Origin of the sequence: Streptomyces sp. NPDC001668 (assembly GCF_042893155.1) — a bacterium.
GTDB lineage: Bacteria > Actinomycetota > Actinomycetes > Streptomycetales > Streptomycetaceae > Streptomyces.
The window spans coordinates 1-21847 of record NZ_JBIAUQ010000014.1; the positions used below are offsets into that span (position 1 = coordinate 1).

A 21847-nucleotide genomic window follows, 5' to 3' on the forward strand; every position below is an offset into this window, starting at 1 on the left:
GCCCCGAGCGCAGGGGCCCGGTGTCACCGGCCGGCGAGCAGGCCCCGCAGCACCCCGGCCCCGTACGACAGCCGCGGCACGAGCGGGCGCAGCAGGTGTCGCACCTGAGACGCGTGCGCCGGACACCGGATCCGTCCGGTGCTGTGCGGGCCTGGTGGAAGCCGTACTCGAGCAGGCAACTGAAGATCCCCCGCTCCCCCGGCCCCGGGCAGCCGTACCGTCGTGGTGCTGCGCCGGCACGGCAGTTCGGCGGTCAGACGACGGCCGGCTCAACGGTCAGGGTTCCTTCGACGGTGTCGATCGTGGCCTGGGTGCCGAGCGGGATGGTCGGAGGGTGCAGGCCGTGTCCGGCGGGCAGTCCGCCCAGAACCGGAACGCCCAGGCGAGTCAGCCGGTCGCGCAGGACGTCGGTGATACCCCATCCCCCCAGGGCCGGATCGCCGGCATCCTGCTCGAAGCCGAGGAACTGGCCCAGTGCGACACCACGCAGCCCGTGAAGGGCCCCGGAGCGGGTGAGCTGGGTCAGCGCACGGTCGACCTCCCCCAGCCCTGTGCCCCGCTGGTGTTCCAGGAAGAGGATCGCCCCCTCAAGGCTCGGCAGACCGGCTCCGGCCTGGGTGCGGACCGCATCCAGGCTGCCGCCGACCAGGACGCCGGCCGCGGTGCCCTCGACGGTGACGCCCGCAATGGCCTGGCCGGTGTCGCGGCGGATGACGACCGGGTCGGTGGTCATCAGCGCGCGGCGCAGGGCGTCGGCCGATGCGCGCCCGGACCATTCCTCGCTCCAGTTGGCGAAGGGGCCGTGCAGGCAGGCCAGGCGGCAGCGGGCCCACAGGACGAGGTGGAGGTGGGTGATGTCGCTGAACCCGACCACGGGTTTCGGGTCGCGGCGCAGCGCGGCGGTGTCGAGGTCGTCGACGATGCGGTAGGCGCCCTTGCCGCCCCGGGTGGCGATCACGGCGCGGACCCCCGGATCCCCGAACGCCGAGTTCAGGTCGAAGACGCGGTCCTCATCCCGGCCGGCCATATACCCCCACTGGTCAAAGACGTGCTCCCCCAGCTCGACCCGCAGCCCCCACGACGCCAGCAACTCGACGCCGCGGGCGACTCCCTCCCGGCTGGGAGGGCTGGCCGGAGAGACGATCCGTACCCGGTCCCCGGGCCGTAACCGCGGCGACCGTAAAGGCGGGAGGCTGTCGACGGTGTCCATACGGCGATGCTCCCCCACACACCAACCCATCCGGGCACATCCTGCTCCGGCCGCCGCTCCCGCCCGCCACCGTGCTCCGCGTGAATCTCAGTCAAGGCCGCTGCCGGCACCGACCGGCGCACCCGCAGCAGGCGCTCCGCCCCGCTCGAGCCACCGGTCCACCCAGGCGGGCACGGACAGGACACGTTGCTGCCGGGCCGCGTAGAGCACCGGCTGGTGATCCCGGAACCACTCCAGCCGCTCGCCGCGGCGTTGGATGGCACGCACCTCCAGCACTCCGGGCCACCCGGCAAGACCAGCGCTGACGGTGGTGCACTGGTCACTGCAACCAGGCGGCAGACGGCAGTTACAGTCCTCGTCCACCACCGCGACAGGCAAACCCCAGCCGGGCGCGGCAAGCAACGCCATCAACCGCCGGTGACCGGCAGCACCATGACCCTCCGCGAACACCGGATCGATGATCCACCGCTCGCCACCACCACACTCGCGATGACCCAACCAGCCAGTCACCCCCAACGGCACACCCAGAGTGCGGATCAGGCCAACCCGACGCAGCAGCCCGCTGGCCAGCCACGCCGACACCGCAGCACCCCCACGGCCCACACGCCGATAGACACGCTCAGCCGCATGCCACCCACCCGGCAGGTCCCGGTGGCACGGCGTCATGCCGCACAAGCCCGTCTGCCGGTCCTGGATGTCAACTGCGCGCAGCCACTCATCGGGGTCCACGCCCAGCAAAGTGACGGAAGCCGACGAATCCAGCAGGCGCAGCACCACCTGCCCGCCCTCAACATGGGTTCGGGCCCCGGGCACCCCCTGGATGCCGCCGTACTCGTCGGCGCGCGGCAGCAGGACCTCGGCCAGATCCAGGACCTGGGTCTGGGCCGGGTCCCGCCGCTCGACCGGGTCGGCCTCGAACCGGATCAGGAGACGGTCAGTGCGCGGGTCGACGTACTCGATGCCCCAGGAGTGCACCGTGGTGACCCGGCGCCAGGCCAGTGCGGCCATCACCCCGGCCTCCAGCAGCAGCTGGTCGGCGTCCGGAAGCGGGATCAGTTCAGAGCCGGGCGCGGCGGCCTCGACCCGGCGCCGGGCGGACTGCCAGGGCAGCCCGGTGTACAGACACAACAGCTCAGCGCGACGCTCGACGGCGGTTGTCTTCATGACCCGGAGCCCCTTCAACACCGCGAAGCCGTCCCGACACAGCACGCGGCGCAGAGCCACGAGGAACATTCAGAACCTGCAGCGGTGCCGGCCGAGTTGGCTCCTCCACGGCGTGCTCGATGTCGGGTCGAGCACGGGGCAGGGACCCCGCCGGGCCCACCACTCAGCATTCGACCACAAGCCGCCACGGACAGCCCCAGGCCACCGGGACGACACACCCCCTCATCACCCGCACGCCGTACCAGGCTCCGCGCCGGCCTCGCCCTTCAGAGCATGCCCGTCGACAGGCTGCTGGACGTTGCTCGGGGTGCGCGCGATCGGCGCAGGCACCATCGCCGCCGCCGATGGCGGGCGGCTCCTGCTCACCGCGCTCGCGGGTGCAGCCGTCCGTCCGGCCACCACCAACGGCACCCCCGACCGTCACGCTCTCCAAGGAGGAGATGTCACAGGGTCACAGGGTCACAGGTACCTCTTCCCACCAGGGAAAACAGGGGGATGATGTCACAGGGTCACAGGGCATACAGGGCATATCGGGCGGCCTGCGAGAGAAGATGTCACAGGTACCCCGCCCGATGATGGACGCCGACTTCCTCGCCAAGAGCGCCGCGCGCATTGGGTGAGGCGCGTGGCGTGGTCCAGTTCAGGGCATGCCAGCGGGGCCTTCTCCAGAAAACCCGGCCGATGAACAGACAACGTGCTGCCAGCCCCGCCACGGCTTCGGTCAGGCTGACGCTGGCACAGTCATCACTCAGTCGCGGCCAACGTTCATCGAGGTGACGACAAGGCCGAGCTCCTTGGCGAGGACGTCCGCGCCCGCTCCGCAGCAGGCCCGAATGACGCGTACGGTGACCCACCGGGCTTCACCCTCACGGGATGTGGCCAGGTTCCAGTTCGCCGTCCCGTCGTCGCGGGGACCGCCGCAGACCCCCTCGTTGCAGCATCCGGTGTACGAATCGTGGGCCTGCTCGTACGGGTAGGCCTGGCCGCAGCCGGAGCAATGCTCGAAGTCCATGTTGCCCACGCTGATGGTCCGGCTGCTCATGTCCGGCTCTGCTCCTTGCCTCACGGTGTGATGCTGGCCCTGACCGGGGTCATGGCGCACTCCCATGAGGTTTCGAATTGGACCCTGCGATCTACCCGCTCACAGGTCGGCGGAACCGAGTTCTCCCGGCACTCCAGACTTCCGGCAGCACGAGCGGGCAGCGTGAGGAGGACCGACACGGGCACCGCGAGAGCAACAGCGCCAAGCATGAGGCCCAGCAGAATTCCAGCCCGTCGGCCGATGAGTGACTCGTTCATGAGATCTCCTGCTGATTGCGGTGAAATGCTGGGTGAGTGGTGGCGCCAACGGAGTCGATCAGCTCTCGGGTCCGCCACGCCGGACCCTCGATGACGCTTAAGATAATACATTCACTTCAGTCGGATTGCGAACCTTAAGCGTCATGCGTCACGCAGCCATCCGGACCAACCATGGGACTGCCAGCGGCGCGCACCGGGTACAGGGGTACGGCGGTGGTCAGCTCAAGTCATGCACGATCAGCCAGCCTGGCTCGGCCTTCATGCGGCAGCCCAGGAACGCGGCGGCTGCACGCAGGACCTGGTCCCGCTCGGACGATGCTGGGAAATCCTGCACCGGCTTGCACGTGCCGGGCGGCAGTTCCTTGGAAGTGACGCCGATGACGACGCTCTCGGGGCCCTCCTCGCGGCTCACCGTGTATAGCTGCACATCTTCCCTCCCGTCGCCCAGACGTCGGGTACGCCGCAGCTCGGTCAGGCCGTCGTCGACGACGGCCCAATCTGCCTCGACAAGCTCGACGCCATAGACGGCATAGAACGAGTGATCCACACTCACGCGGCAGTTCTCCCTTCAGATGGAGGCCGTACCAGGACGGGAGGGCGGAGCTGCCCGGCCGCCGCCTCGGCGGCCGGCCTGCTCGCCGTGTTCCGGGCCCCTGAGGCCGTCACAGGCGGACTCTCCTGGCCCGGACGGCAACGCTGCGAGGCGGGAGCGGCGGCGCCGAGCCGTCCGGCACCGCTACCGGGGCGTTGCCGTAGGGCGTCCTGAGCCTTGCAGGGCGTGATCCCCCTCCCGGGAGGGGTGCTGCCGACACCAAGAAGGTCCGAAGGGCGCGCAGTTGCGCGGCGTCGCGTACCCCCGGCGGGATTCGAACCCGCGACCTCCCCGCTGAGAACGGGGCGAGCTGAGCCGGACTACTCCACGGGGGCATGTCCCGCCGTCGACCGGAGATCGGATCAGGTAGGGCCCACGAGGAGCTTGCCCATCACCTTCCCCGGCCGGGGCAGGGCCGCCGTTGGCCCCTCCCCAGGAGCCGCGGGCGACGCGCGCCAGCAGATCGGGTCCGCCGGGGAGAGCATCGCCTTCCCGCTGGTACGTCGTGGACGGACGGGATTTGAACCCGTACCCAACCCCGAAGGGTTGCTCTGCCCATTGAGCTACCGTCCCAAGGAGAGCGTCCTCTCCTCTTCAACCCGGCCGGTGATCAACCGGCAGGGTCCGAGCAGCGTGCCGGTGCGTGCCCTCTCAAGGGGGCTGTGTCCCTGGAGGGGCAACACCGGCACCTCGCGGTCCGAGGGGAGTTGAACCCCTTCCCTCCCCCGGCATGGGGGCCGCCCTACCAACTGGGCCACGGACCTGCCATACAACGCGGATCGGCCGCTCCTCGCTGCCTGGCGCCGTCGGGTTCGATCGCTCCCCGACGACGCTTAAGACAATACACGAAGCAGAGGTCGACCGCAAGCCTTAAGCGGCAAACCGGCACCCTCGACCCTCACCGGCGATCGATGGGCGAGGGGTTCGTCGATCAAGCCGAACCACCCGAGGGGATGACCAGTCAGTACGGAAACACATGATGACGCTTAAGACTTGCGACCCCAGGGGTTCAGACTGTACAGTCTTAAGCGTCACCGGGCGGGGCGGACGCCAACCTGATCAGGGAGAGAAGACCATGACCACCATCGCCGAATACCAGGACCTGATCACCGAGCACGCCTCGCTGCGCGCCCTGCGTATCCGCATCAACGGCGCGGGGGTCATGCCCGACGCCGATGTGGAGGCGCGCGCCAACGGCGTCATCGCTTGCGCCATGGAAGAGGCCGAGTCGGCCTCCCGCCTCAGCCCTCGCCAGATCTCTCTCCTCGCCCCCGGACTGCGGGCCTCAATCGCCCGGATGACGGCCGGACCTGAGGAGTCCCATGCCGATGCCATGGCTCGCGGCTGGGCGGCAGCCCTCCGCCTCCGCGCCGGATGATCGACGAGGCCGAGTAGGCCGCAGAGCGGCCGCTCCATGCGCTGCGGCCGTGCGAGCAGCCACTGATCCGACCGACCACAGGGCACCGCCCCCGACCAGGAAGCACGATGCTCGAACTTGCTTTCGCGCTGGGATTGTTCCTCACGGGATTCGTCGCCGGCGCGCTGTTCATCGGCCAGGAGATCGACCTGCGTCTCGAGCGCCGGCACGAGGCCGTCCATGTCTGGCTCATCCGCCAGGTGAACGCGGGTCGCCGCAGCCCGCTCTTCTACCTCGTCGTCACCATCGAGTTCACCGTGGTCCACCCTCGTGAGGGTGCCCGTTTCGTCGGCGTCAAGCTCGCGAAGCTGTGGCGCGGCACCGGCCGGGCCGGTCAGGACCACTAGTCTGCGGCCAGCGGGCTGGCAGACCGCCGACGCGCGCCGGCCCGCTGTGGCTGGCTTCTTCACTCGTGGCTGACCGGGTCCCGCCCGGATCGCAGGTCACGCGGCTTGCGACGGCGACTGGACGAGGTGTGCGGCCCACCGTTCGCGTGCCTCGTCTGCGGTGTCCGCGGCCAGGGCCGTGAGGAACCCTGATGCCGACCACCCGCACCAGCAGCCGACGAACCAGCCGGTCCACGGCGGCCTCAAGCGAATGAGGGCGGGGTGGTGCGCGTCGAGGACGAGTCGTGCATGTCCGCTGCGTGCCGCCCCAAGTCCCCTGCCGCAGAAGTGCTATTCGGCATCATCGGCCGTCCACAGCCATCCGCACTCCCCGGCGAAGCGCTTCGCGTCCACCGAAGCGGCCTCGGGCGCGACCAGTCTCGCATCGCATTCCGGCCAGTCGCACCGGAACACAGTGACCTTGGTCCTCATGATCGGCAGCGTTCGGGCGGCGCCCGCCGTTGCCGGTCCGTTGATTCCCGATTCACCTGCACGCGGGACGGCGCCTTCAACGGTGGTCAGGGGCCTGCGGCGTGATTGACCTGCTCGGGTGCTTCGAAGAAGGCCCGGGCAGCGTTGACCGTGTCGGCCAGGGTTGCGTGAACCTCCAGGCCCGGCCGGGCAAGGCGGAGTTGGACCACGAGGTTGTTCCGCCGTGCGTAGCGGGGATCGGCACCCACCACGATCGGCGTTCCGCCCGCGGCCATCCTCCCCAGCTCGTACAGGGCGATCGGCTGATGGGACTCCGAGGCGGGAAACCAGAACAGGACCAGCGCAGCGCGGTGGAGATGCGTGTACTCCCAGGTCACCTGGGCCGTCTCGGCCTCCGGGTCGTGCACCGGGAACTCGGTCCTGCGGGGGTTGAGGACCACCACGTCCAGGTCGGCGAAGGCGGGTGCCGCCTCTTGCTGCCAGTTCTCGCACAGACCGATGCCGCCGGCCAGGAACACGGCCGGCAGTCCGCCCTCGACGTACTCGGCGGGCGCCTCGACGTAGCGTGCCTGTGTTGCTCCGGGGCCGTGAGCGGGACAGAACGCGGCAGGAAGTGAATGCGACTCGCCCAGGGTGCCGTAGGTCCATCCCGGCGGGAGCTCGGGAGTGCCGTCGGCCCGGACGACGAGCAGAACCGATTCGTGCGTTCGGCAGGCGCGGTCGGTGCCGTGCCCGTACGCACAGCGCGCGGTCAGTTGTACATCTCCCGGACGCCGCTGACGTGCTCGCGTGTCTCTCCGCCAGGCCCCAAGTCTCATGGCCCCACTCTATTGACGGCCGGCGCCGGTGACGTGCTAGGCCCAGCATCCTCCGCGGCTGGTCTGTCAGTTGCGTGAGTCGGGGTCGGCTGCCGGGGCGTCGGCGAAGTCCTCGATGAGGCGGCGCAGGTCGCCCCTTCGGCCCTCGGCGTGAGCGTCGAGTGCCGCGCGAAGGAACTTCTCACGCCGTACCTGGGCCCGCCAGTCGGGTTCGGGCCAAGCGGTGATCGCGGCCCGCAACAGCCTCGCGAGCTGGCGTACGGCTTCCTCCCCCCGCGCGTAGAGGGTGAACTCACTGCGGCGGTCGTCGGCCGGAGTGGAGGAGAGCCGGACGCCGGGGTAGGCCCGGTCAATACGCTCGTCAACTGGCGTTCCGGACCACTGGATCGCCTCTTGAACGCTGCGCGGCTTGCCCTCGACGGCTTCCAGCGCGAGACACCACAGGTTGACGAAGTCGGCCGTTTCGGCGGCGCCCGTGCTGGAGCGCAGTGCGGCGCAGGCAACGGGCGCGCCTCGGCCGGTGGTGAGGCTGATGACGGCCGCGCGCATGCCCCGCACTCGTCGGTGGGCCGCTTCGATCAGGTCGGGCAGGTCGGGCGCGATGTGCGAGAGGTCGGCATCGGCGATCTCGCCGATGCCTCGGGTCCGCTGCAGGGGGCCGACGAGGTCGGCGACGAGTTGGGTCTGGGGAGTCAGAGCGGTCAGGGTTATCTCCGGGTGGGTCAGTACGTTCACGACGGCTCCCGCCGGTGCCGGCCGGGCGGCGCGCGCGTCGGCGCAGCGGGCTCGGCGGTGCGGGGAGCTGCTGGTCACGTGGTGACGACGCAACATTGAGGTATCCGGCCGGGCGGCGTGGGTCGTCAGCCGAAGGCCGCCGTATGGGTCTCGGCGTCCCGGACGGCCGCCGCCAGGTCGACCTCGGCCTGGAGGTCGATGCCGGCACTGGCGAGCTCGTCCAGGAGCTCACGCGGGGCGGGGTCATCGCCCTGGTCTGCTGCGGCAATGTGCCGGGCCACGGCGGCACGCAGCACGGCCAGGGTGGCCTCGGCCTCAGCGAGCCGGAGCAGCACCCCCGGCACCACGCCCGCGCAGTACCGGCCGAACTCCTCGGCGCCGCGCGCCCTTTGGACGTGACGGGCGTAGGCCCTGGCAGCGTCCAGGACGTCATCGGGCGATGCCGGCCGCGCGGGTCCGAGCAGGTCGGTGAGAGCGGCGAGTTGGTCAAGCGGGGCGGGGTTGAGCAAGGGAGTGCTCCAGGTCGTGTCTGGTGTGGGGCGCGGGCCCGGCGAGGGGCGGCTTGCCTCCGGCGAGGCTGCGGGCGTGGTCAGAGGTTCATCTCGGTCGTTGCTTCGCCGTGGATGGCGGCGTCCATGACGACGTCGCGGGCCTGGAGCGGGGTCAGCAGTGCGGAGATGGTGAGGTCCTGGATCATCTCCGGCATGTCCCAGGGGCCGAAGGTCTGCCCGGGAAGCTGTGAGACCTCACAGACGTACTTGTCGCCTTGGGAGCGGACGGTGACCGTCGCTCGGTGCTGGTGGGCACGGGTGGCCGGCTCGGATCTCGAGCAGGTGGACCTTCCATGTGCCGGCCAGCTCCCACAGCGCGCGGGCCTGTCCGGGACAACGATCCGGCTGGTCATGTACGGCGCTCTCCAGGTCGATCCGGTGATCCCTGCAGCCCGCCGGGTGCGGCGGCAGCCGTCCGTTTCCCCGGAGTCGCAGCTCCGGGGAAACGGACGGGACTTCGGCGAGCGCGCCCTGGGTTGGACCCTCACCTCTGTGCACCGCCTGGCGGCGCGACAGCTGGCCACTCCCGGTTGCAGGCAGGGGAAACCCGCGGTGGGAGAGCCGAGCGCCTCTGCGGGGACTCGAACCCCGTCCGTCCGAGTTGACAACCCGGCGCCCTACCCATGGACCACAGAGGCCTGATCAGCAAGCCCGTCCGACCGAAGGCGGTGGGCTTGGTCTGGTACTCCTGCGGGGATTCGAACCCCGGCTTCCGGATCCGTAGTCCGGTGCCCTATCCGCTGGACTACAGGAGCAGCAGCATTCGCTTCCGCCCCTCTGGGGCGGTGCCGCAGGCCCCGGGGGGATGGGGCCTGCGGCGGGGTTCCTCCCGCCCCGGGCGGGGGGAAGGGACGGGGAGAACCCAGTGAGCCGACGGGATTTGAACCCGTTCCTCCCCCAACAGGGGGTGTGCACGCCAGTCACTCCAGCTCCAGGAGGTAGCGACCCTCCCTTGAACCCGGACGCTGATCAGGCGCCCAGGTCCGCGTGTGGGTCACCGGGGAGGGGCGACATCAGCCTTCCGGCCCGTCACCCCAAACCCCCGATGACGCTTAAGATATTACCCCGCAGCGCCGCAGCGTGCAACTCTTAAGCGTCACTCTTGATGGGGGAACGGCGCTGACCGGCAGCAGTCGGTGCTGCGAGGCATGGCCCCTGAGCCCTGGGAGCGAAGAGCGGGAAGCGGCAGTGCGCGGCTGGTACTCAGGCCGGAGGGACGGGCCCGGCCCGTCGCCGCAGACGGTCCGCAGAGGCATCGGACCTGCAAGCCCACGTCGCGGAAGAGCGGCGAGCAGCCTTACCTGGTGGTCCCGGCAGCGGGCGAATCTTGCCTGACACCGTCGAACTCACAGTCGACGATCGTGACCGAGTAGCCGGCAGACACCGGCTCGCGCATCCGCGGAGTGCGGACCATCATCCTCCACCAGGAGAAGGACTCGTCCGGCTGCCACGTGATCTCCAGCGCGTCACCGTCCGGCCAGGCGCTGCGCAGGTCGGTCTCACAGCGCTCTTGGGCGGAGGCAAGGTCGTCGTAGACCGGCTCGAGCGGCGAGTAGGTCTCGGCGTCGCTGAAGTCAGCACGGTACTGCGCACCGCCGCCGTCTACATGGGCAGTTGAGGGTGATGAGCTCACGGGCGGATCCTTTCAGGCACCGGCCGGCCGAGCGGCCGTCACGTGGACGCGGGGGATGGCGTACAGGTGGCACTCATGGTCATGGCGCGGGTTGTGCCGGTCCTGGGCGTAGCAGTCGCAGTGCCGCAGGACCGGGTTCTTCACGCAGCCCGCGACGAACGTCGCCGCGACTGCGGAGTCCTGTGCGCAGTCCACCAGGCCGCCGTCGCCTGCGATGTAGACCGGGTCGCCGACGGACTCGCCCCGCTCGTTGTGCAGAAGGACGCTCCAACCGGTGTGGGCGGCGGGGACGTGGCTGACAGAGCCGGAGCGGTCCGCGATGGACAGCCGGCCGAAGGTGCCGCGGCCGAGCTGGACGGTCACGTCGCAGGTGTCGCTGTGCGTGGTTCGGACGACGGACAGCTCGTCCGGCGTGATGCCACGCTCGGCGAGCTCGGCCAGAAGCACCGTTCCGGCGGTGCGGTCCGGATCCGCCAGCCACTGGGCCACGGCACGTGCGCAGTGCTGGGCCTCAGCGCCGAGCGGCCCGTGCTCGGGCGTGGTGTAGACGGTCCCGACCTGGGCGTAGTCCGGCAGGCCGTCGGGCACCCAGATGGTTGCCGACAGTCGGGCCCTGTCCGGCTGCGGGTTGTCTCCGCCCCACTCGATCATGACGTGCTGGCCGTCGAGGGCACGGTCACGAGGGATGTGCGCCTGGTGCGCGTAGACGACGTTTTCGCCGGCGTCGTAGAAGGCCGGGACGCCGGCGGCCGTGCAGGCCGCGAGAACAGTGGCGGCTGTCGGAGGCGGGCTGAATAGCGAAGCGGGCTGGCCAGCAGGGCCGTTGGGAGTGGTCACGGATCTCCAGCGGACGGAGGGGTTCGCGTGGGTTCGTGGGGCAGGCGCCACCAGCACGCGGAATGACGCTTAAAATACTACCCACCCAACACCATGCCAGCAACTCTTAAGCGTCACTTGCGGTCAGGGGTGTACTCGCGGGGTCGCCGCGGCGCAACGCCCTGTCAGGAAGTGATCTCTTTGGTCATCATGACCCGCGTGGGCGGCTGGTCGGCCGTATCCGCCCGCTTCCAGCCCTGCCGCTCCCAGAACAGCAGTGCGCCGGACCTGCCCGGCTCCACCAGCAGGTAGGCGCCGCTGTATCCGCGCCGCCTCAGGTGTTCGCTGAGGTAGTCCTCCAGACGTCGGCCGCACCCGCGGCCGCGGTGGCCGGGCCAGGTACATCAAGTAGACCGGGTACGTCCACGCGCCGACCCGCTTGTGCCGGCGGCGCGGCAGGAGCTGAGTTGCTGCCGCGGCCACCACCGTCCCGGCCTGCTCCAGCAACCACACGTCGAACTCGGGGTGGCCGTCGTCGTTGCTGTCCAGGTCGCGAAGGCGTTCCCGCCACTCGCGGGCGCCCGCCGTGCTGCGCTCCTGCGGCCACTCCGCGCCGAGAAGCCCGAGCAGGATCGGCAGATCGTCGATGGTGGCCCGGCGGATCGCATCCGCCTTCACTGCGGGCGCTCTTTCGCCTCGTCGGTCTGACGGCGCAGCATCGGCCGGTCGGCGTACGGGTACATCGGGGTCTGCTCGGCCATCTGCGGGGCCAGGTCCAGGCGGAAGATCCTGCAGGGCTGGCCGTAGTGGTAGCGCGCCCAGGCGAGGGCGGCCCGCCTGGTGGGCTCGCGGCGCAGGACGCCCTGGTCGGGGTGCTCCACCAGCCAGTCGAGGTGCCCGTCACGGCGTGAGTGCCACAGGGCGAAGAGCACGGCGGCCACCAGTGCGGACACCGCCGCCCACGGCAGCGCGAGGAGGCGGGCGGCCTCATACATGGATGGCGGCTGTGCCCAAAGCAGCAGCAGCGTCATGACGGGCGCGGCGGCCCACGCCGCCCAGTAGGAATAGGCCTGTCCGGCCACGGCTCGGCGGTACACGCCGACGGCTCCGGCGAGCAGGCCGACCGACAGCAGGACCGGCCAGTGTTGCGTCGAGGCGGCCGCGAGCAGGGCGCACAGCGCGGCGCCGCCGGCCAGGCCGGCCGCCGCGCGGACCGCCTGCCGTTGCTGCTTGTCGCTCGTGCCCATGGCCTCCCCTCGGCTGATCTCCCGGGGCAACTCTGCCACGGCCGTGTGGCGGCGCCGGAGCTGCGGCATCCGGCGGCCGGGCGGGGCACTAGGCCGCGGCGATGACCTCGCCTGGGCGCAGGAACATTCCGGTGTCGATGAAGTGCTGGCGCGAGGCCGAGGACTGGGTGTCGTAGTCCCCGTACTTGCCGGGGGTCGGGTCGCAGCCGCACGTGCAGGGCGGCATCGGCTCGCCCTGCCCGGAGCGGGTGAGATGGCAGCCGCCGCAGTCATCGGTGCCGCTGGTGTTGGTGAAGGCGCATGCGCATGTCCAGGGCGCTGTGGGCTCCCCGGTCGGGGCCGTGTCGTCGCTCACGTGGGGGTTTTTCTCCCTTGGGTGGCTCGCGTGGGGCGGGGTTGTTGCAGGCGTCAGTGGGTGGGGTTGAGCACCAGGGCGGGCAGGTGGAGCGGGACGTTGCCGTCCTCGGTCAGGTCCGGCGCGCCACCGGCCGCATAGCCGTAGGTGCCGTTGGCCGGGTCAGGCTCGTAGAAGCCGACCTCGACCCGCGGCGCGGCGGGCGAGCTGATGAACTCCTGCGGGTTTGTTGCGGAGCCGATGGCCACGATGGCGTCGTCGGGCAAGTCGATGTTCGCGAGGGCCTCTCGCAGCTCGCTCAGCCGCAGACCGCGCACGAGGACAGGGAAGTCGCTGTTCCAGTCCGCGGAGCGCCGCGCGGCATGCACAGGCGTGCCCTGTCCGATGAGCTCCTGGGCCCGCTCGGGCGTGATCGGTACCAGTTCACGCAGGGGTGCGGGGTAGTTCCCCCAGCCGTAGCCCCAGTCAGCGCGCAGGTATCCGGCCTTCATGCCGAGCGTGGGCTCCTCCAGGAGCAGCAGGTGCCCCCGGGGCACCGCGTGAAGGCAGTCGTATCCGTCTACTGACAGGGCGCGCACGTCAACGGCCACCTTGCTGTCGTCGTTCGTCTCGTCGTCCACGGCGGTCCTTCCTCGGGTCAGTCTCTCGCTGGGTTGCATGGCGGCGGGCAGTGGGCGCTTTCGGCCGTCAGGGGGAGCCGGTCGCCGTGGTGGCGCACCGGCGTGGTCTCCAGGGAGTTGGCGCTGGTCGGCCGCCGGATCGGTCGTTGCGCCTGCTGGCGGTGGCCCGGAACCTCACGGCTGTGCTGCCGCCTGAGGTGCGCCGGCCTCGGCGGTGTAGCCGCCGTTGGCGCTCACGTGTCGACGCCACTCGACGATGCCGCTCAGCGGGTAGCCCGCAGATACGGACAGCTTGCCCACGAAGTCGCCATGCCGGTCCCACTGGAGACGGTCTGGTGCTGCGCGGTCTGCTCTGCCATGAAGGGCCTCTCGGGGTGCGGGGATCTGGTGGCTGGTGGGCGGGCGCCGGCCGGGGAGTCCGGCTCGGCCGGGCGGGTGAGCTGATTCGTTGTTCGCCGCCCGGGCGCTTTGCGGGGCCGCTCGTCGCCTCGATGCGCCCTGGCGTGTGCTGCCGGCGGGCGCACCGAGGCGCGGCGCCTCTAGCCGGGGAGCCACAGGCCGGTTGTCCGCAGGTGCTCCCGGCCTTCGGGCGTGCGGTTGGCCGCCGCGGTGTTCCGGTTCGCCTGGGCGTTCTGCCGAAGCTCCTGGGCCCGCGTGTCACGCTCGGCCGGGGAGTAGGCGGCGAAGTAGCCCTCACCGTTCGCGCACGCGTCCGCGAGCCGGTCCAACTTGTCCGCCTGCGCCTCCTGATAGGCGGCGTAGGTCTCGATGGCCTTGTCGACGTCACCCGCGAATCCGGCGCTCACGTAACTCCCCCTAACTCCCGTTGACGCTTAAGAGCTTACATGGAGAGTGGCGCAAGGGCAAGCCTTAAGCGTCATGTCGGGTTGGAGTTGCGGGCGAGTGCGCTGTGCATCCCGGCTTCGGCCTCGGTGTCAGGCGGGGTCAGCCCGGCCCAGCCACGTGTAGGTGATCTCGCAGGAGGCAGCCGGCTCGCGGATGCTCAGTCGCACGACACGGCCGTCCGTCGAGGCGAGTCGTCCCTCGCCCGGGAGGTGGGTGCTCAGGTCGCGGTTCATCTCCATGCTGTCGACGGTCGTGCGCACGGGCCTGCGTCCGTCCTCCCGGCGGACCTTGTGGAACGAAGTGCCCCAGTAGGAACCATCGGTGGGCAGGCCCAGCAGACCGCCGCCGTCCTGCAGCGTGACCGGTGTGTGAGTGGGGTGCGTCGTGCGTAGTTCGGCCATGAATCGGAGGTGGTCGGCGCACTCGTTGAAGGTGAGCGGGACCGGCGGCGGCCCGTACGCGCGGGTGGGCTCGGGCAGTTGAAGGATCAGGCAGGGCTCGCGCTGGGCGGTCTCGGCCTGGGCACGGTCGGCGTAGATGCCGCCGTCGCTACCGCCGTCGTCGAGTCGGATCGCGATCCATCCGGTCCGGGCGCCGCGCAGGAAGGCGTGCATCGTGTCTGACATGCGCGCGGCTTGCCGCGCGACCTGCTCACGGGTGTGCATGGGTGGTTCCTGGGTGCGGGTGGCCGGCCGGACGGTGTACGCCGCCCGGCCGGTGGCGAGTTGAGGTCAGTGGGCGAAGTGGGCGTCGATCTCGTCGGGGTGCATGTAGACGGTGCTGACGCCCGTCAGGGGAGCCCACGCCGCACGGCGCGTGACGGTCATCGTCGCGCTGAGCCATCGCGGCTGGTCGGCGAGCTTGTCGTGGTGGACGGTGGGCCGTCCGGCGCGGTAGACCCCGCGCACGCGACCGTCGCGCGCATCGAGGTCCAGAGCCGTGAGGTAGCCGCCCTCGGCCAGCCAGTTGACGAGCGCGGTGGCCGCGCCGCCGGTGAGACCGTACGGGCCGCACACCAGCGTGTCGGCCGCTCTGGCGCGGGTCATCGCTCGTCCTCGGTACTCGCCGTAGAGGTAGGCGGCGGCCGTCTCGGCGCTGGGCAGCCCGCCCGGCGTCGGCTGGGCCGGCATCAGGGCGAGGTCGTTGACGATGTCCCACGCCTTCGCGCAATACTCGCGGCGCACCGCGGCGCCGCGCTCCAGCGCTCCCTCGCTCATCGAACCGCCCTCGTAGCCGCCGTGGTCGCGCCGGAAGTCATGGCGCAGCCGGCGGGCGGCGTCGACGAGAGACGGGAGCGAATCGGGGTCGTAGGCGTACTCGGTGCTCGCAATGCGACGGATGCCGTCGTCGGGGCGCATGGGAATCTCTCCTGCCCTTTCGGGTCGTTCGGGATGTCGTAGACGGGGCGTGGCCGCCGGCCTGGACGGTGCGGCGTATGGTCACTGGCCGGATCGGTCCGGAGCCTCGGGTGCGTCCGGACGGCGATGAATCCAGCAGCCCTCGCCCAACTGGTCGGCGTAGGACTGGCCGACCTCCCAGCCGCCGCCCGCGTGTTCGGCATCGTGTGTGATGCGGACCAGGAGCTTTTCGGCGTCGCTGTCAGGACCGGGCTCGAGGCGCTGCCACAGGTGCGCGGGTTGAGGGCGCACTGGGGGCCGCTGATGCCCATGTGGAAGCCGGTCGTCAGCCTGTTCCACCCCTGCCCGTCGAGGCCCCGGGGCGGGGCCGCAGGCTCGGCCAGGTGGACGGGCACGGGGTTCGTCCTCGCTAGTGCGGGAGCGCGGGGGACGGCGGGTACGGGCCCGCGATGACGACGACCTCGTGCGGGGCGCGCCCGTGATGCGCGGCGATCTCCTCCCGGGCGGACGTCTCGCTGCCGTCCGTCTCGAACAGCCCGTCGCGGATGCGCGAGTCCATGGCGGGGATGGCGTAGCGGACGCGGTGGCCGTGGGCGTGGGTGCCCCACACGTCCCCCAGGGCGAGGCGGGTGTACGGGCGGCCCTGCGGGAGGAGATCGCGGCCGTTGCTGGCCCAGAACTTCTCGGGGCCGCCGTCGGCGGGGCGGATGCTCAGCCCATCGCCCTTGGAGAACGAGGGGATGCCAAGGAAGCGGTAGTGCGCGGCGATCTCCCGGTCGGTGCCCTCCAGCAGCTCCGGATCGATGTTGAACAGAGTGACGGCGCGCTTGAGCTCGGCCTCGTGGTCGCCGTCGTCGGTGGTGTACGAGAAGGTCCGCAGCATCGGGTGGTCCGGCAGGTAGCCATAGAACCGGCCGTCGCTGTCCGTGTTGTGCCAGACGGTCAGTCGCATGCGCAGGCTCACTGGGCGGTCCTTCCAGGTGGTGTGTTCGGCGCGAACCCTCCGCCGGTTGACGCTTAAGACTATACATCGCCCCGACGGGCGATGCAACCTTTAAGCGTCAATGGGCGGTCAGGTTTCCGGTCGGCGGGGACGGCCGGCCGAGGTGTCAGCCGTTGTCCGTGGCGTCGGGTGGCGCGGTCCTGGCCCGGAGGCCGAGGGCGGTGAGGTAGGCGGAGTTCCGGCCTCCTCCGTCGTGGGGCTGTGCTTGCCCCTCGGCGTCGCGGTACTCGGCGAATCCTGCGCCCTGCATGGCCTGTACGGCCGGCCAGGGTGTCGATGCCGGAAGGCGGCCCTCGGCGGTTGCTTCCTGCAGGGCCTTCCATTGGGTGTCGGTGAACAGGGCCCGTCGTCCCGCCGAGTTGATGTGGTGGCCCGTTGCGTCCTGCGGGTCGGCCCCGGGCGCGGCCGTGACCCAGCGGGCCGCCGTGAGTGAGGCGAGCACGCGGGGCTTGGTGTCGGCGGGGAGGCGGCCCGCGTCGTCGGTGAGGGCGCCGGTCAGGGCGAGGCGCTGCGCGCGGGTGGGGGGCTTGGTGGTGTCGGGGGTTATGTCGGTACTCCTTCCAGGTGTGCGAAGCCGGGTGCGGGGGTGTCGGCATGGCGGTCGTGGACGACTTCACGCGGCGGGTTCCGGGAGCGGTGACCACAACCGGCCGGGCCGGGACCGGCCGCCAGCGGCGTCCACCAAGGCTGCAGGGGGCGTGACGGGCGCCGCGAGCTGCCCGGCGGCGGCCGGTCGTCACAGGGGGACCACGCGGCCCGTGACCGACTGTCCCTGAAGGTCGAGGCGGGTAGCGCCGTGGACGAGGGCGATGCTGCTGACTGTGGTGATGGCGGCCGGTCCGCAGGCCTGCGTGGTGGCGGTGACCTCGACCGTGCCGGAGCCGGTCTCCACCTCCAGGCTGTCGCCGCTGTAGGCGTTCACGGTGACGTCCCCGGACTCGGTCTTCACCTTCGCCGCGCTCTTCACGTGCCCGGCGGTCACTGCACCGCTTGCCGTGCCGCCGACCAGGATGTTGACGCCGTCGGCCGTGACGGAGCCTGAGACGGTGCGGAAGCCGAGCACGTGCAGGTCTCCGTCCACGCGCAGGTTCGCGCTCTTCGTGTCCAGGACGACGCTGGAGTCGGGCGGGACGGTGACGTGAACAGTGATCGTGTCGGTGTCGCGGCTGTCGCACTCACCTGCGGAAGAGACGGTGAAGACGGATTTCCGCACGGAGCCCACGGTGACATCGCTGACGGCGACCCGACCGGCGAAGTTGTAGGTGCTTCCGCCGGAGCGCACGACGCGGGCGGCCACGTCCGGGATCTCCACGTACATGCGGGGCTGCCCGTCGCCGGTCTCATTGATGGACGTGGCATCCCGGACCGCCTTCGCCAGGGGGCCGTCCGGGGCGCCGGTGCTGACCGCGGCCGTGGCACGGACGGCAGTGGAGTCCACCGTGACGCGGACTTCACCGATGCCGCTCATCACGCCGATGCTGACAGGCCCGTCGACTGCGGCGGTGAAGGTGCGCTGAGTGCTCACGTGCAGGACTCCCGGGAGGGTCGAGGTGAAGTGCCGGCGTTTCCCCAGCACCCTTACTTGACGCTTAAGACAATACTTCGCCCGAGCTTCAGATGCAAGTCTTAAGCGTCCATTTCAAGTGGACTTCAGAGCCTGTCCCGGCGGGCCAACCCGATCGGGCGGCGAGCCAGGGTGCGCGCGAGTCCGGGGCGCGATCACATGGCAAGGACACTTCCGGAGACAGAGCGGCCCTGCAGGTCGACGTTGAAGGCTCCGCGCACGCGGGCGACGCTGGCGATCGTGGCCACCCTGGCCGACCCACTCGCCTGGGCTGTCGCGGTCAGATCGACGGCGCCGGTCACTGTCTCCACATCGAGACTGCGCCCGCCGTAGGCGTCGACCGTCACATCCCCGTCGCCTGTCTCGACATCCACGACCTGGTGTACGCGTGCGACGGTCACGTTTCCGTCGACCGTGCTGCCAGTCAGGACGTTTACGCCCTCGGCCACGATGGAGCCTGCACCGCTGTTGAAGCTGAGCATGTGCAGGTCGCCCTCAACACGCAGGTTCGCGAACTGGGTGTCGAGCACGAGGCTGGAATCCGGCGGCAGGGTCGCATGGACAGCGACGGTGTCGGTATCGGTGACGATGCCGGGGCCATCGGGGACGATCACGGCCATGGCGGCGTACCGGTCGTTGACTTCGCCTGCCGCCTTGGCGCCACGGACCACATCAGCAGACGGACTGTCCGGTGCGCCAGCACTGACGACGACCTCGGCGCGGGTGGCTGCGGTGTCCACGGTCACCAGAATCTCCCCGATCGGGCTCGCCAGACCGAGGCAGACGGCGCCTTCGGATGCGGCGGTGAAGGTGCGCTGAAGGCTCACATGCAGGGCTCCTTGGCTGGTGGCGAACGGCGCGGACCGTCCAGCCGCGCGCCTACGACGCTTAAGACAGTACATAACTTCCACGCATCTTGCAAGCCTTAAGCGTCACACCAAACCGGCAGCCTATTCATCATTGACGCTTAAGACTTGCATTCACGCCCACTTGCATGTAACTTCTTAAGCGTCATCAGGGCGGAACTCCCGCCCCTGCATCACAGGAGGAACCGTGTCTGTCGCCACCTTCGCCGCCAAGCCCCTGGCCGCCGCCTACCTGGCACTCCGGCTGCCCGCCGGCACCGAGGTGACGTACCACGGGACCGCGACCGAAGGCCACGGCCGGTGGACGGTGCGACCCTGCTCCTGCGGCCGTTGCGTGCTGGCTGTCCTGCGCGGCCTTCCGGCCACCCGCTACGAGTTGTGGGCCCCGGGCGCCCAGCGCCCCGGCGTGACGCACGTGCGGCACACCTCGGTGCGCCCGGTGGTCGGCGAGGACGAGCTGAACGAGGCAGTGTGGGCCACCCTGCCGACCAAGTACGTCTCCGCACACCTGCGCACCGTGCTGCGCCGGACCTTCCCGGGCGTGAAGTTCTCCGTGCGGACGGGCCAGGGCAAGCACGCCAACGAGATCACCGTCAGCTGGAACGGCGGGCCGGGCCGCACGGCCGTCAGCACGGTGACCGCTCCGCTGCTGGCGACCTACGGCGCCGGTCAGCGGCGCCGCCCGCACGCCGTGACCGTGACCGTGGGCGGCCGCACCCGCAGCGGAATGCCGATGGCGGCCGCCATTCACCTCAACCGCGCCTGACTGCGCAGCCCGTCCACCGGGACCACTGGACCACCGAAAGGAACGTACGTGATGAACCTCGGCTTCACCGGCCTGGCCCTGTACATCTCGATGTACGACACCGGCGCGCTCGTCACGCCGTACGAGGCCGACCAGGTGCGGGCCGAGGCCATCGCCCGCTACGGGTTCGACGGCCTGCGCGCCGAGGCCTTCAAGCGGGCGCTGTTTTGCTCCGCCGTCGAACCGGACAACCACTGCGACCGGTTCAGGTGGGCCGAGGCCGCCGCGTCTTTCGTCGATGCCGCCTGACAGTTCCGAGCGCCGACCGCGCCCCCTGCCTCCTTCCTGGCTCGTCGGCCCCGGCGGGCCCTGCAGAAAGGCGAGCCGATGAGTACCTGGATCAATCACGCGGGTCGCGTCTACGCGTTGCCCTGCGGCGTGACGGTGGCGTGTATCGCACCCACGGTCGACGGCAAGGCATGGCGCAGCGTGGTCATCGCCAGCCGTCGTGCCGACATCCGGTGCGGGGATACCGCGTTCGTGCCGGCGGATGACATCGCACCGGGAAGGGCACGGCAGTTGGCCCCGCCCACTGACAAACCGTCCGCCACTGCGCGTCCTCCGGGATACATCCCACACAGTCAATGACGCTTAAGGCTTGCAGACATCCTGCCCTGAATGTATTATCTTAAGCGTCATATAGACCCGGACAAGGAGTCGTCGCCGTGAACCGCAGCCTCACCCGCCAGATCCTCCGCGCAGCGCGGCAGACACCCGACAGTGCCGAGCCGTTCCGGCACCTGGTCGAGGTGGACCTGTTCTTCGGCGAGGCGGCATTCGCGGACGCTCCCGAGCCCTGGTCTCCGGGGGCCGGCTTCGTCGAGGTGATGGGCGGCGCGTGGCTGCGGGGCAATGCCGACGGCACGCAGACGGCCGTGGTCGCGGGGGTGGGCCCGAAGGAGCTTCCGGCGGCCGACGGCGGTCCGTGGACCGAGGAGGAGGTGTGGACGGTCACGTCGGCGGACCCGGACGTCTTCGCCTACCTGGACGACAAGCCGCACCGGGTCACATGGGCCTTCGGGCGGCTGGACGTGGAGATCGTGCGGGAGCCGTACGCGACACACCCGCAGGCGGCGGTGGACGCGTACTGGGAGAAGTTCTACAGGAAGTGGTGGTTCCTGCCGGAGCTGCGCGAGGACGGCCGGCACTCGGTCACGCTGGGGTGCGCGCCGAACGATTCCTGGGAGCACGGCCCCTGGCCGCTCGCGCGGGCCTGCGGGCGCCTCATGAGTGCCCTCGGCGGCCGCGCCACGGTCCGCAGGACGGTGAACCCGGATGCGCACCGGTCGGTGGTGCCGCAGTGCGTCACGCAGATGCGCAGCATCCCGCTCGCGTGACCGCGTAGCTCTCCCCCAGCAACCAGTTTGACGCTTAAGGCTTGCATTCAGGATCTCCCGCCTGTATAGTCTTAAGCGTCAACAGGGCGGGGAACACCCCGCCCGCCACCTCTAGGAAAGGGCAGATCGTGCGGGAACTGCGCCTCATCGACGGCAACGGCTACCTCGCCATCGTCCCCGGTCACGACACCGTCATCGTCCTGGACGACGACGCCGACACCACCAAGGTCGAGGCGCAGCTGCGCGAGATCGCCGAGATCGACGCGGAGATCTGGCGCGGCGTGGCCCGCGAGCACGCCATGGCCCTGGGCGGTGAGAACACCGTCAACGGCCGCCTCGCCCTGGCCAAGGTCCGCCAGTACGACGCGCGCAACTACACGATCCGCCGCACCACCGTCTGACCGGACCGGCCCCGCGCTCCGGCGCGGGGCCCCGGCCCGCCGCCTCCGCAAGGCGGCTGCTCCGCCCCGAACGACGCAAGGAAGAAGCAGATGAGCCCCGACGAGCGCCGCAAGACCATCCGCGAACTGGCCGCGACGGCCAGCCGTGAGCAGCTGCTCACGGCCGTCCTGGACGCGCTCGCGGACACGGAGTCGGCGCAGCGGGCCCTCGACTACGACGACTACGGCGTCGGCAGCTGCCGGGACCAGAAGGTCGTCGAGGCCGAGCACGCGGCGCGCTCGGGCGTCGGCGACGACGTCGAGCGGAGCTTTCTGACCGCACTCGGCGGGTGAGGCGCGGGCTGCACACCGCGCCCCTCCCCCCTTGCTTCCCCTCGACCGCCACCCCCGCC

At 70.4% G+C, this 21847-nt stretch carries 28 protein-coding genes and 6 tRNA genes; 7 read left to right on the forward strand and 27 right to left on the reverse strand.

The window, feature by feature from the left end; genetic code table 11:
* Window positions 1–253: 253 nt before the first annotated feature.
* The 7 genes from ACFYZ8_RS33115 to ACFYZ8_RS33145 all read right to left on the reverse strand — a co-directional run bounded on the left by ACFYZ8_RS33115 (window position 254) and on the right by ACFYZ8_RS33145 (window position 5031).
* Window positions 254–1210, reverse strand: a complete 957-nt coding sequence (locus ACFYZ8_RS33115) for an LD-carboxypeptidase (protein WP_389050178.1) — start codon at window positions 1208–1210, stop codon at window positions 254–256.
* Window positions 1211–1297: 87 nt separating this feature from the next.
* Window positions 1298–2443, reverse strand: coding sequence for a hypothetical protein (locus ACFYZ8_RS33120; protein ID WP_389050180.1), 1146 nt, complete (start codon window positions 2441–2443; stop codon window positions 1298–1300).
* A 679-nt stretch (window positions 2444–3122) separates the two neighbouring features.
* Window positions 3123–3416: a hypothetical protein gene (locus ACFYZ8_RS33125; protein WP_389050183.1), complete on the reverse strand. Its 294-nt coding sequence runs from the start codon at window positions 3414–3416 to the stop codon at window positions 3123–3125.
* A gap of 474 nt (window positions 3417–3890) precedes the next feature.
* Window positions 3891–4226: a hypothetical protein gene (locus ACFYZ8_RS33130; protein ID WP_389050184.1), complete on the reverse strand. Its 336-nt coding sequence runs from the start codon at window positions 4224–4226 to the stop codon at window positions 3891–3893.
* 298 nt (window positions 4227–4524) lie between these two features.
* A tRNA-Glu gene (locus tag ACFYZ8_RS33135) sits at window positions 4525–4600 on the reverse strand.
* A 169-nt stretch (window positions 4601–4769) separates the two neighbouring features.
* Window positions 4770–4838 (reverse strand) — tRNA-OTHER (locus tag ACFYZ8_RS33140).
* A gap of 118 nt (window positions 4839–4956) precedes the next feature.
* Window positions 4957–5031, reverse strand: a tRNA-Ala gene (locus ACFYZ8_RS33145).
* A 309-nt stretch (window positions 5032–5340) separates the two neighbouring features.
* Here ACFYZ8_RS33145 and ACFYZ8_RS33150 point away from each other — a divergent pair.
* A complete protein-coding gene (locus ACFYZ8_RS33150) occupies window positions 5341–5643 on the forward strand; it encodes a hypothetical protein (RefSeq protein ID WP_389050186.1) in 303 nt (100 codons plus the stop codon).
* A gap of 107 nt (window positions 5644–5750) precedes the next feature.
* Window positions 5751–6029, forward strand: a complete 279-nt coding sequence (locus tag ACFYZ8_RS33155; RefSeq protein WP_389050188.1) for a hypothetical protein — start codon at window positions 5751–5753, stop codon at window positions 6027–6029.
* A 330-nt stretch (window positions 6030–6359) separates the two neighbouring features.
* Here ACFYZ8_RS33155 and ACFYZ8_RS33160 read toward each other — a convergent pair whose 3' ends face one another.
* From ACFYZ8_RS33160 to ACFYZ8_RS33255, 20 genes are all read right to left on the reverse strand, one after another.
* The gene (locus ACFYZ8_RS33160; RefSeq protein ID WP_389050190.1) at window positions 6360–6500 is read right to left on the reverse strand and encodes a hypothetical protein; all 141 of its coding nucleotides are present in this window, start codon (window positions 6498–6500) and stop codon (window positions 6360–6362) included.
* Between the two features lie 86 nt (window positions 6501–6586).
* On the reverse strand, window positions 6587–7318 hold the full coding sequence (locus tag ACFYZ8_RS33165; RefSeq protein WP_389050192.1) for a nucleoside 2-deoxyribosyltransferase domain-containing protein: 732 nt from the start codon (window positions 7316–7318) through the stop codon (window positions 6587–6589).
* A 66-nt stretch (window positions 7319–7384) separates the two neighbouring features.
* Entirely contained in the window at window positions 7385–8131 is a 747-nt protein-coding gene (locus ACFYZ8_RS33170; RefSeq protein WP_389050194.1) for a hypothetical protein, read from the reverse strand.
* Window positions 8132–8178: 47 nt separating this feature from the next.
* Window positions 8179–8562 (reverse strand): hypothetical protein, encoded by a 384-nt coding sequence (locus ACFYZ8_RS33175; RefSeq protein ID WP_389050196.1) that lies wholly within the window; start codon window positions 8560–8562, stop codon window positions 8179–8181.
* A 608-nt stretch (window positions 8563–9170) separates the two neighbouring features.
* Window positions 9171–9242, reverse strand: a tRNA-Asp gene (locus ACFYZ8_RS33180).
* A gap of 42 nt (window positions 9243–9284) precedes the next feature.
* Window positions 9285–9359 (reverse strand) — tRNA-Arg (locus ACFYZ8_RS33185).
* A 109-nt stretch (window positions 9360–9468) separates the two neighbouring features.
* A tRNA-OTHER gene (locus ACFYZ8_RS33190) sits at window positions 9469–9537 on the reverse strand.
* 364 nt (window positions 9538–9901) lie between these two features.
* Window positions 9902–10237: a hypothetical protein gene (locus tag ACFYZ8_RS33195; RefSeq protein ID WP_389050199.1), complete on the reverse strand. Its 336-nt coding sequence runs from the start codon at window positions 10235–10237 to the stop codon at window positions 9902–9904.
* 12 nt (window positions 10238–10249) lie between these two features.
* Complete coding sequence (locus ACFYZ8_RS33200; RefSeq protein ID WP_389050202.1) at window positions 10250–11074, reverse strand: hypothetical protein; 825 nt, start codon at window positions 11072–11074, stop codon at window positions 10250–10252.
* Window positions 11075–11238: 164 nt separating this feature from the next.
* Complete coding sequence (locus ACFYZ8_RS33205; protein ID WP_389050773.1) at window positions 11239–11415, reverse strand: hypothetical protein; 177 nt, start codon at window positions 11413–11415, stop codon at window positions 11239–11241.
* 312 nt (window positions 11416–11727) lie between these two features.
* Window positions 11728–12300, reverse strand: coding sequence for a hypothetical protein (locus tag ACFYZ8_RS33210; RefSeq protein WP_389050204.1), 573 nt, complete (start codon window positions 12298–12300; stop codon window positions 11728–11730).
* Between the two features lie 88 nt (window positions 12301–12388).
* Window positions 12389–12655 (reverse strand): hypothetical protein, encoded by a 267-nt coding sequence (locus ACFYZ8_RS33215; protein ID WP_389050207.1) that lies wholly within the window; start codon window positions 12653–12655, stop codon window positions 12389–12391.
* A gap of 53 nt (window positions 12656–12708) precedes the next feature.
* Window positions 12709–13275, reverse strand: a complete 567-nt coding sequence (locus ACFYZ8_RS33220) for a hypothetical protein (protein WP_389050208.1) — start codon at window positions 13273–13275, stop codon at window positions 12709–12711.
* Window positions 13276–13814: 539 nt separating this feature from the next.
* Window positions 13815–14081, reverse strand: a complete 267-nt coding sequence (locus tag ACFYZ8_RS33225; RefSeq protein ID WP_389050210.1) for a hypothetical protein — start codon at window positions 14079–14081, stop codon at window positions 13815–13817.
* 129 nt (window positions 14082–14210) lie between these two features.
* Window positions 14211–14747 (reverse strand): hypothetical protein, encoded by a 537-nt coding sequence (locus ACFYZ8_RS33230; RefSeq protein WP_389050213.1) that lies wholly within the window; start codon window positions 14745–14747, stop codon window positions 14211–14213.
* Between the two features lie 105 nt (window positions 14748–14852).
* Entirely contained in the window at window positions 14853–15479 is a 627-nt protein-coding gene (locus ACFYZ8_RS33235) for a hypothetical protein (protein ID WP_389050215.1), read from the reverse strand.
* A gap of 409 nt (window positions 15480–15888) precedes the next feature.
* Complete coding sequence (locus tag ACFYZ8_RS33240) at window positions 15889–16443, reverse strand: hypothetical protein (RefSeq protein WP_389050218.1); 555 nt, start codon at window positions 16441–16443, stop codon at window positions 15889–15891.
* A 145-nt stretch (window positions 16444–16588) separates the two neighbouring features.
* Window positions 16589–16924, reverse strand: coding sequence for a hypothetical protein (locus ACFYZ8_RS33245; protein WP_389050219.1), 336 nt, complete (start codon window positions 16922–16924; stop codon window positions 16589–16591).
* Between the two features lie 294 nt (window positions 16925–17218).
* Window positions 17219–18007, reverse strand: a complete 789-nt coding sequence (locus ACFYZ8_RS33250; protein WP_389050222.1) for a DUF4097 family beta strand repeat-containing protein — start codon at window positions 18005–18007, stop codon at window positions 17219–17221.
* Between the two features lie 194 nt (window positions 18008–18201).
* On the reverse strand, window positions 18202–18873 hold the full coding sequence (locus tag ACFYZ8_RS33255) for a hypothetical protein (protein WP_389050223.1): 672 nt from the start codon (window positions 18871–18873) through the stop codon (window positions 18202–18204).
* A gap of 226 nt (window positions 18874–19099) precedes the next feature.
* Here ACFYZ8_RS33255 and ACFYZ8_RS33260 point away from each other — a divergent pair, with 226 nt between their 5' ends.
* From ACFYZ8_RS33260 to ACFYZ8_RS33280, 5 genes are all read left to right on the forward strand, one after another.
* Window positions 19100–19678, forward strand: coding sequence for an LPD29 domain-containing protein (locus ACFYZ8_RS33260; RefSeq protein ID WP_389050226.1), 579 nt, complete (start codon window positions 19100–19102; stop codon window positions 19676–19678).
* A gap of 51 nt (window positions 19679–19729) precedes the next feature.
* Window positions 19730–19966 carry a hypothetical protein gene (locus tag ACFYZ8_RS33265; RefSeq protein ID WP_389050228.1) on the forward strand — a complete coding sequence of 79 codons (237 nt, stop codon included), beginning with the start codon at window positions 19730–19732 and terminating at the stop codon, window positions 19964–19966.
* Between the two features lie 416 nt (window positions 19967–20382).
* Complete coding sequence (locus ACFYZ8_RS33270; RefSeq protein WP_389050230.1) at window positions 20383–21054, forward strand: hypothetical protein; 672 nt, start codon at window positions 20383–20385, stop codon at window positions 21052–21054.
* 128 nt (window positions 21055–21182) lie between these two features.
* Window positions 21183–21455 carry a hypothetical protein gene (locus ACFYZ8_RS33275; protein ID WP_389050232.1) on the forward strand — a complete coding sequence of 91 codons (273 nt, stop codon included), beginning with the start codon at window positions 21183–21185 and terminating at the stop codon, window positions 21453–21455.
* A gap of 90 nt (window positions 21456–21545) precedes the next feature.
* A complete protein-coding gene (locus tag ACFYZ8_RS33280; RefSeq protein ID WP_389050235.1) occupies window positions 21546–21788 on the forward strand; it encodes a hypothetical protein in 243 nt (80 codons plus the stop codon).
* Window positions 21789–21847 lie beyond the last annotated feature (59 nt).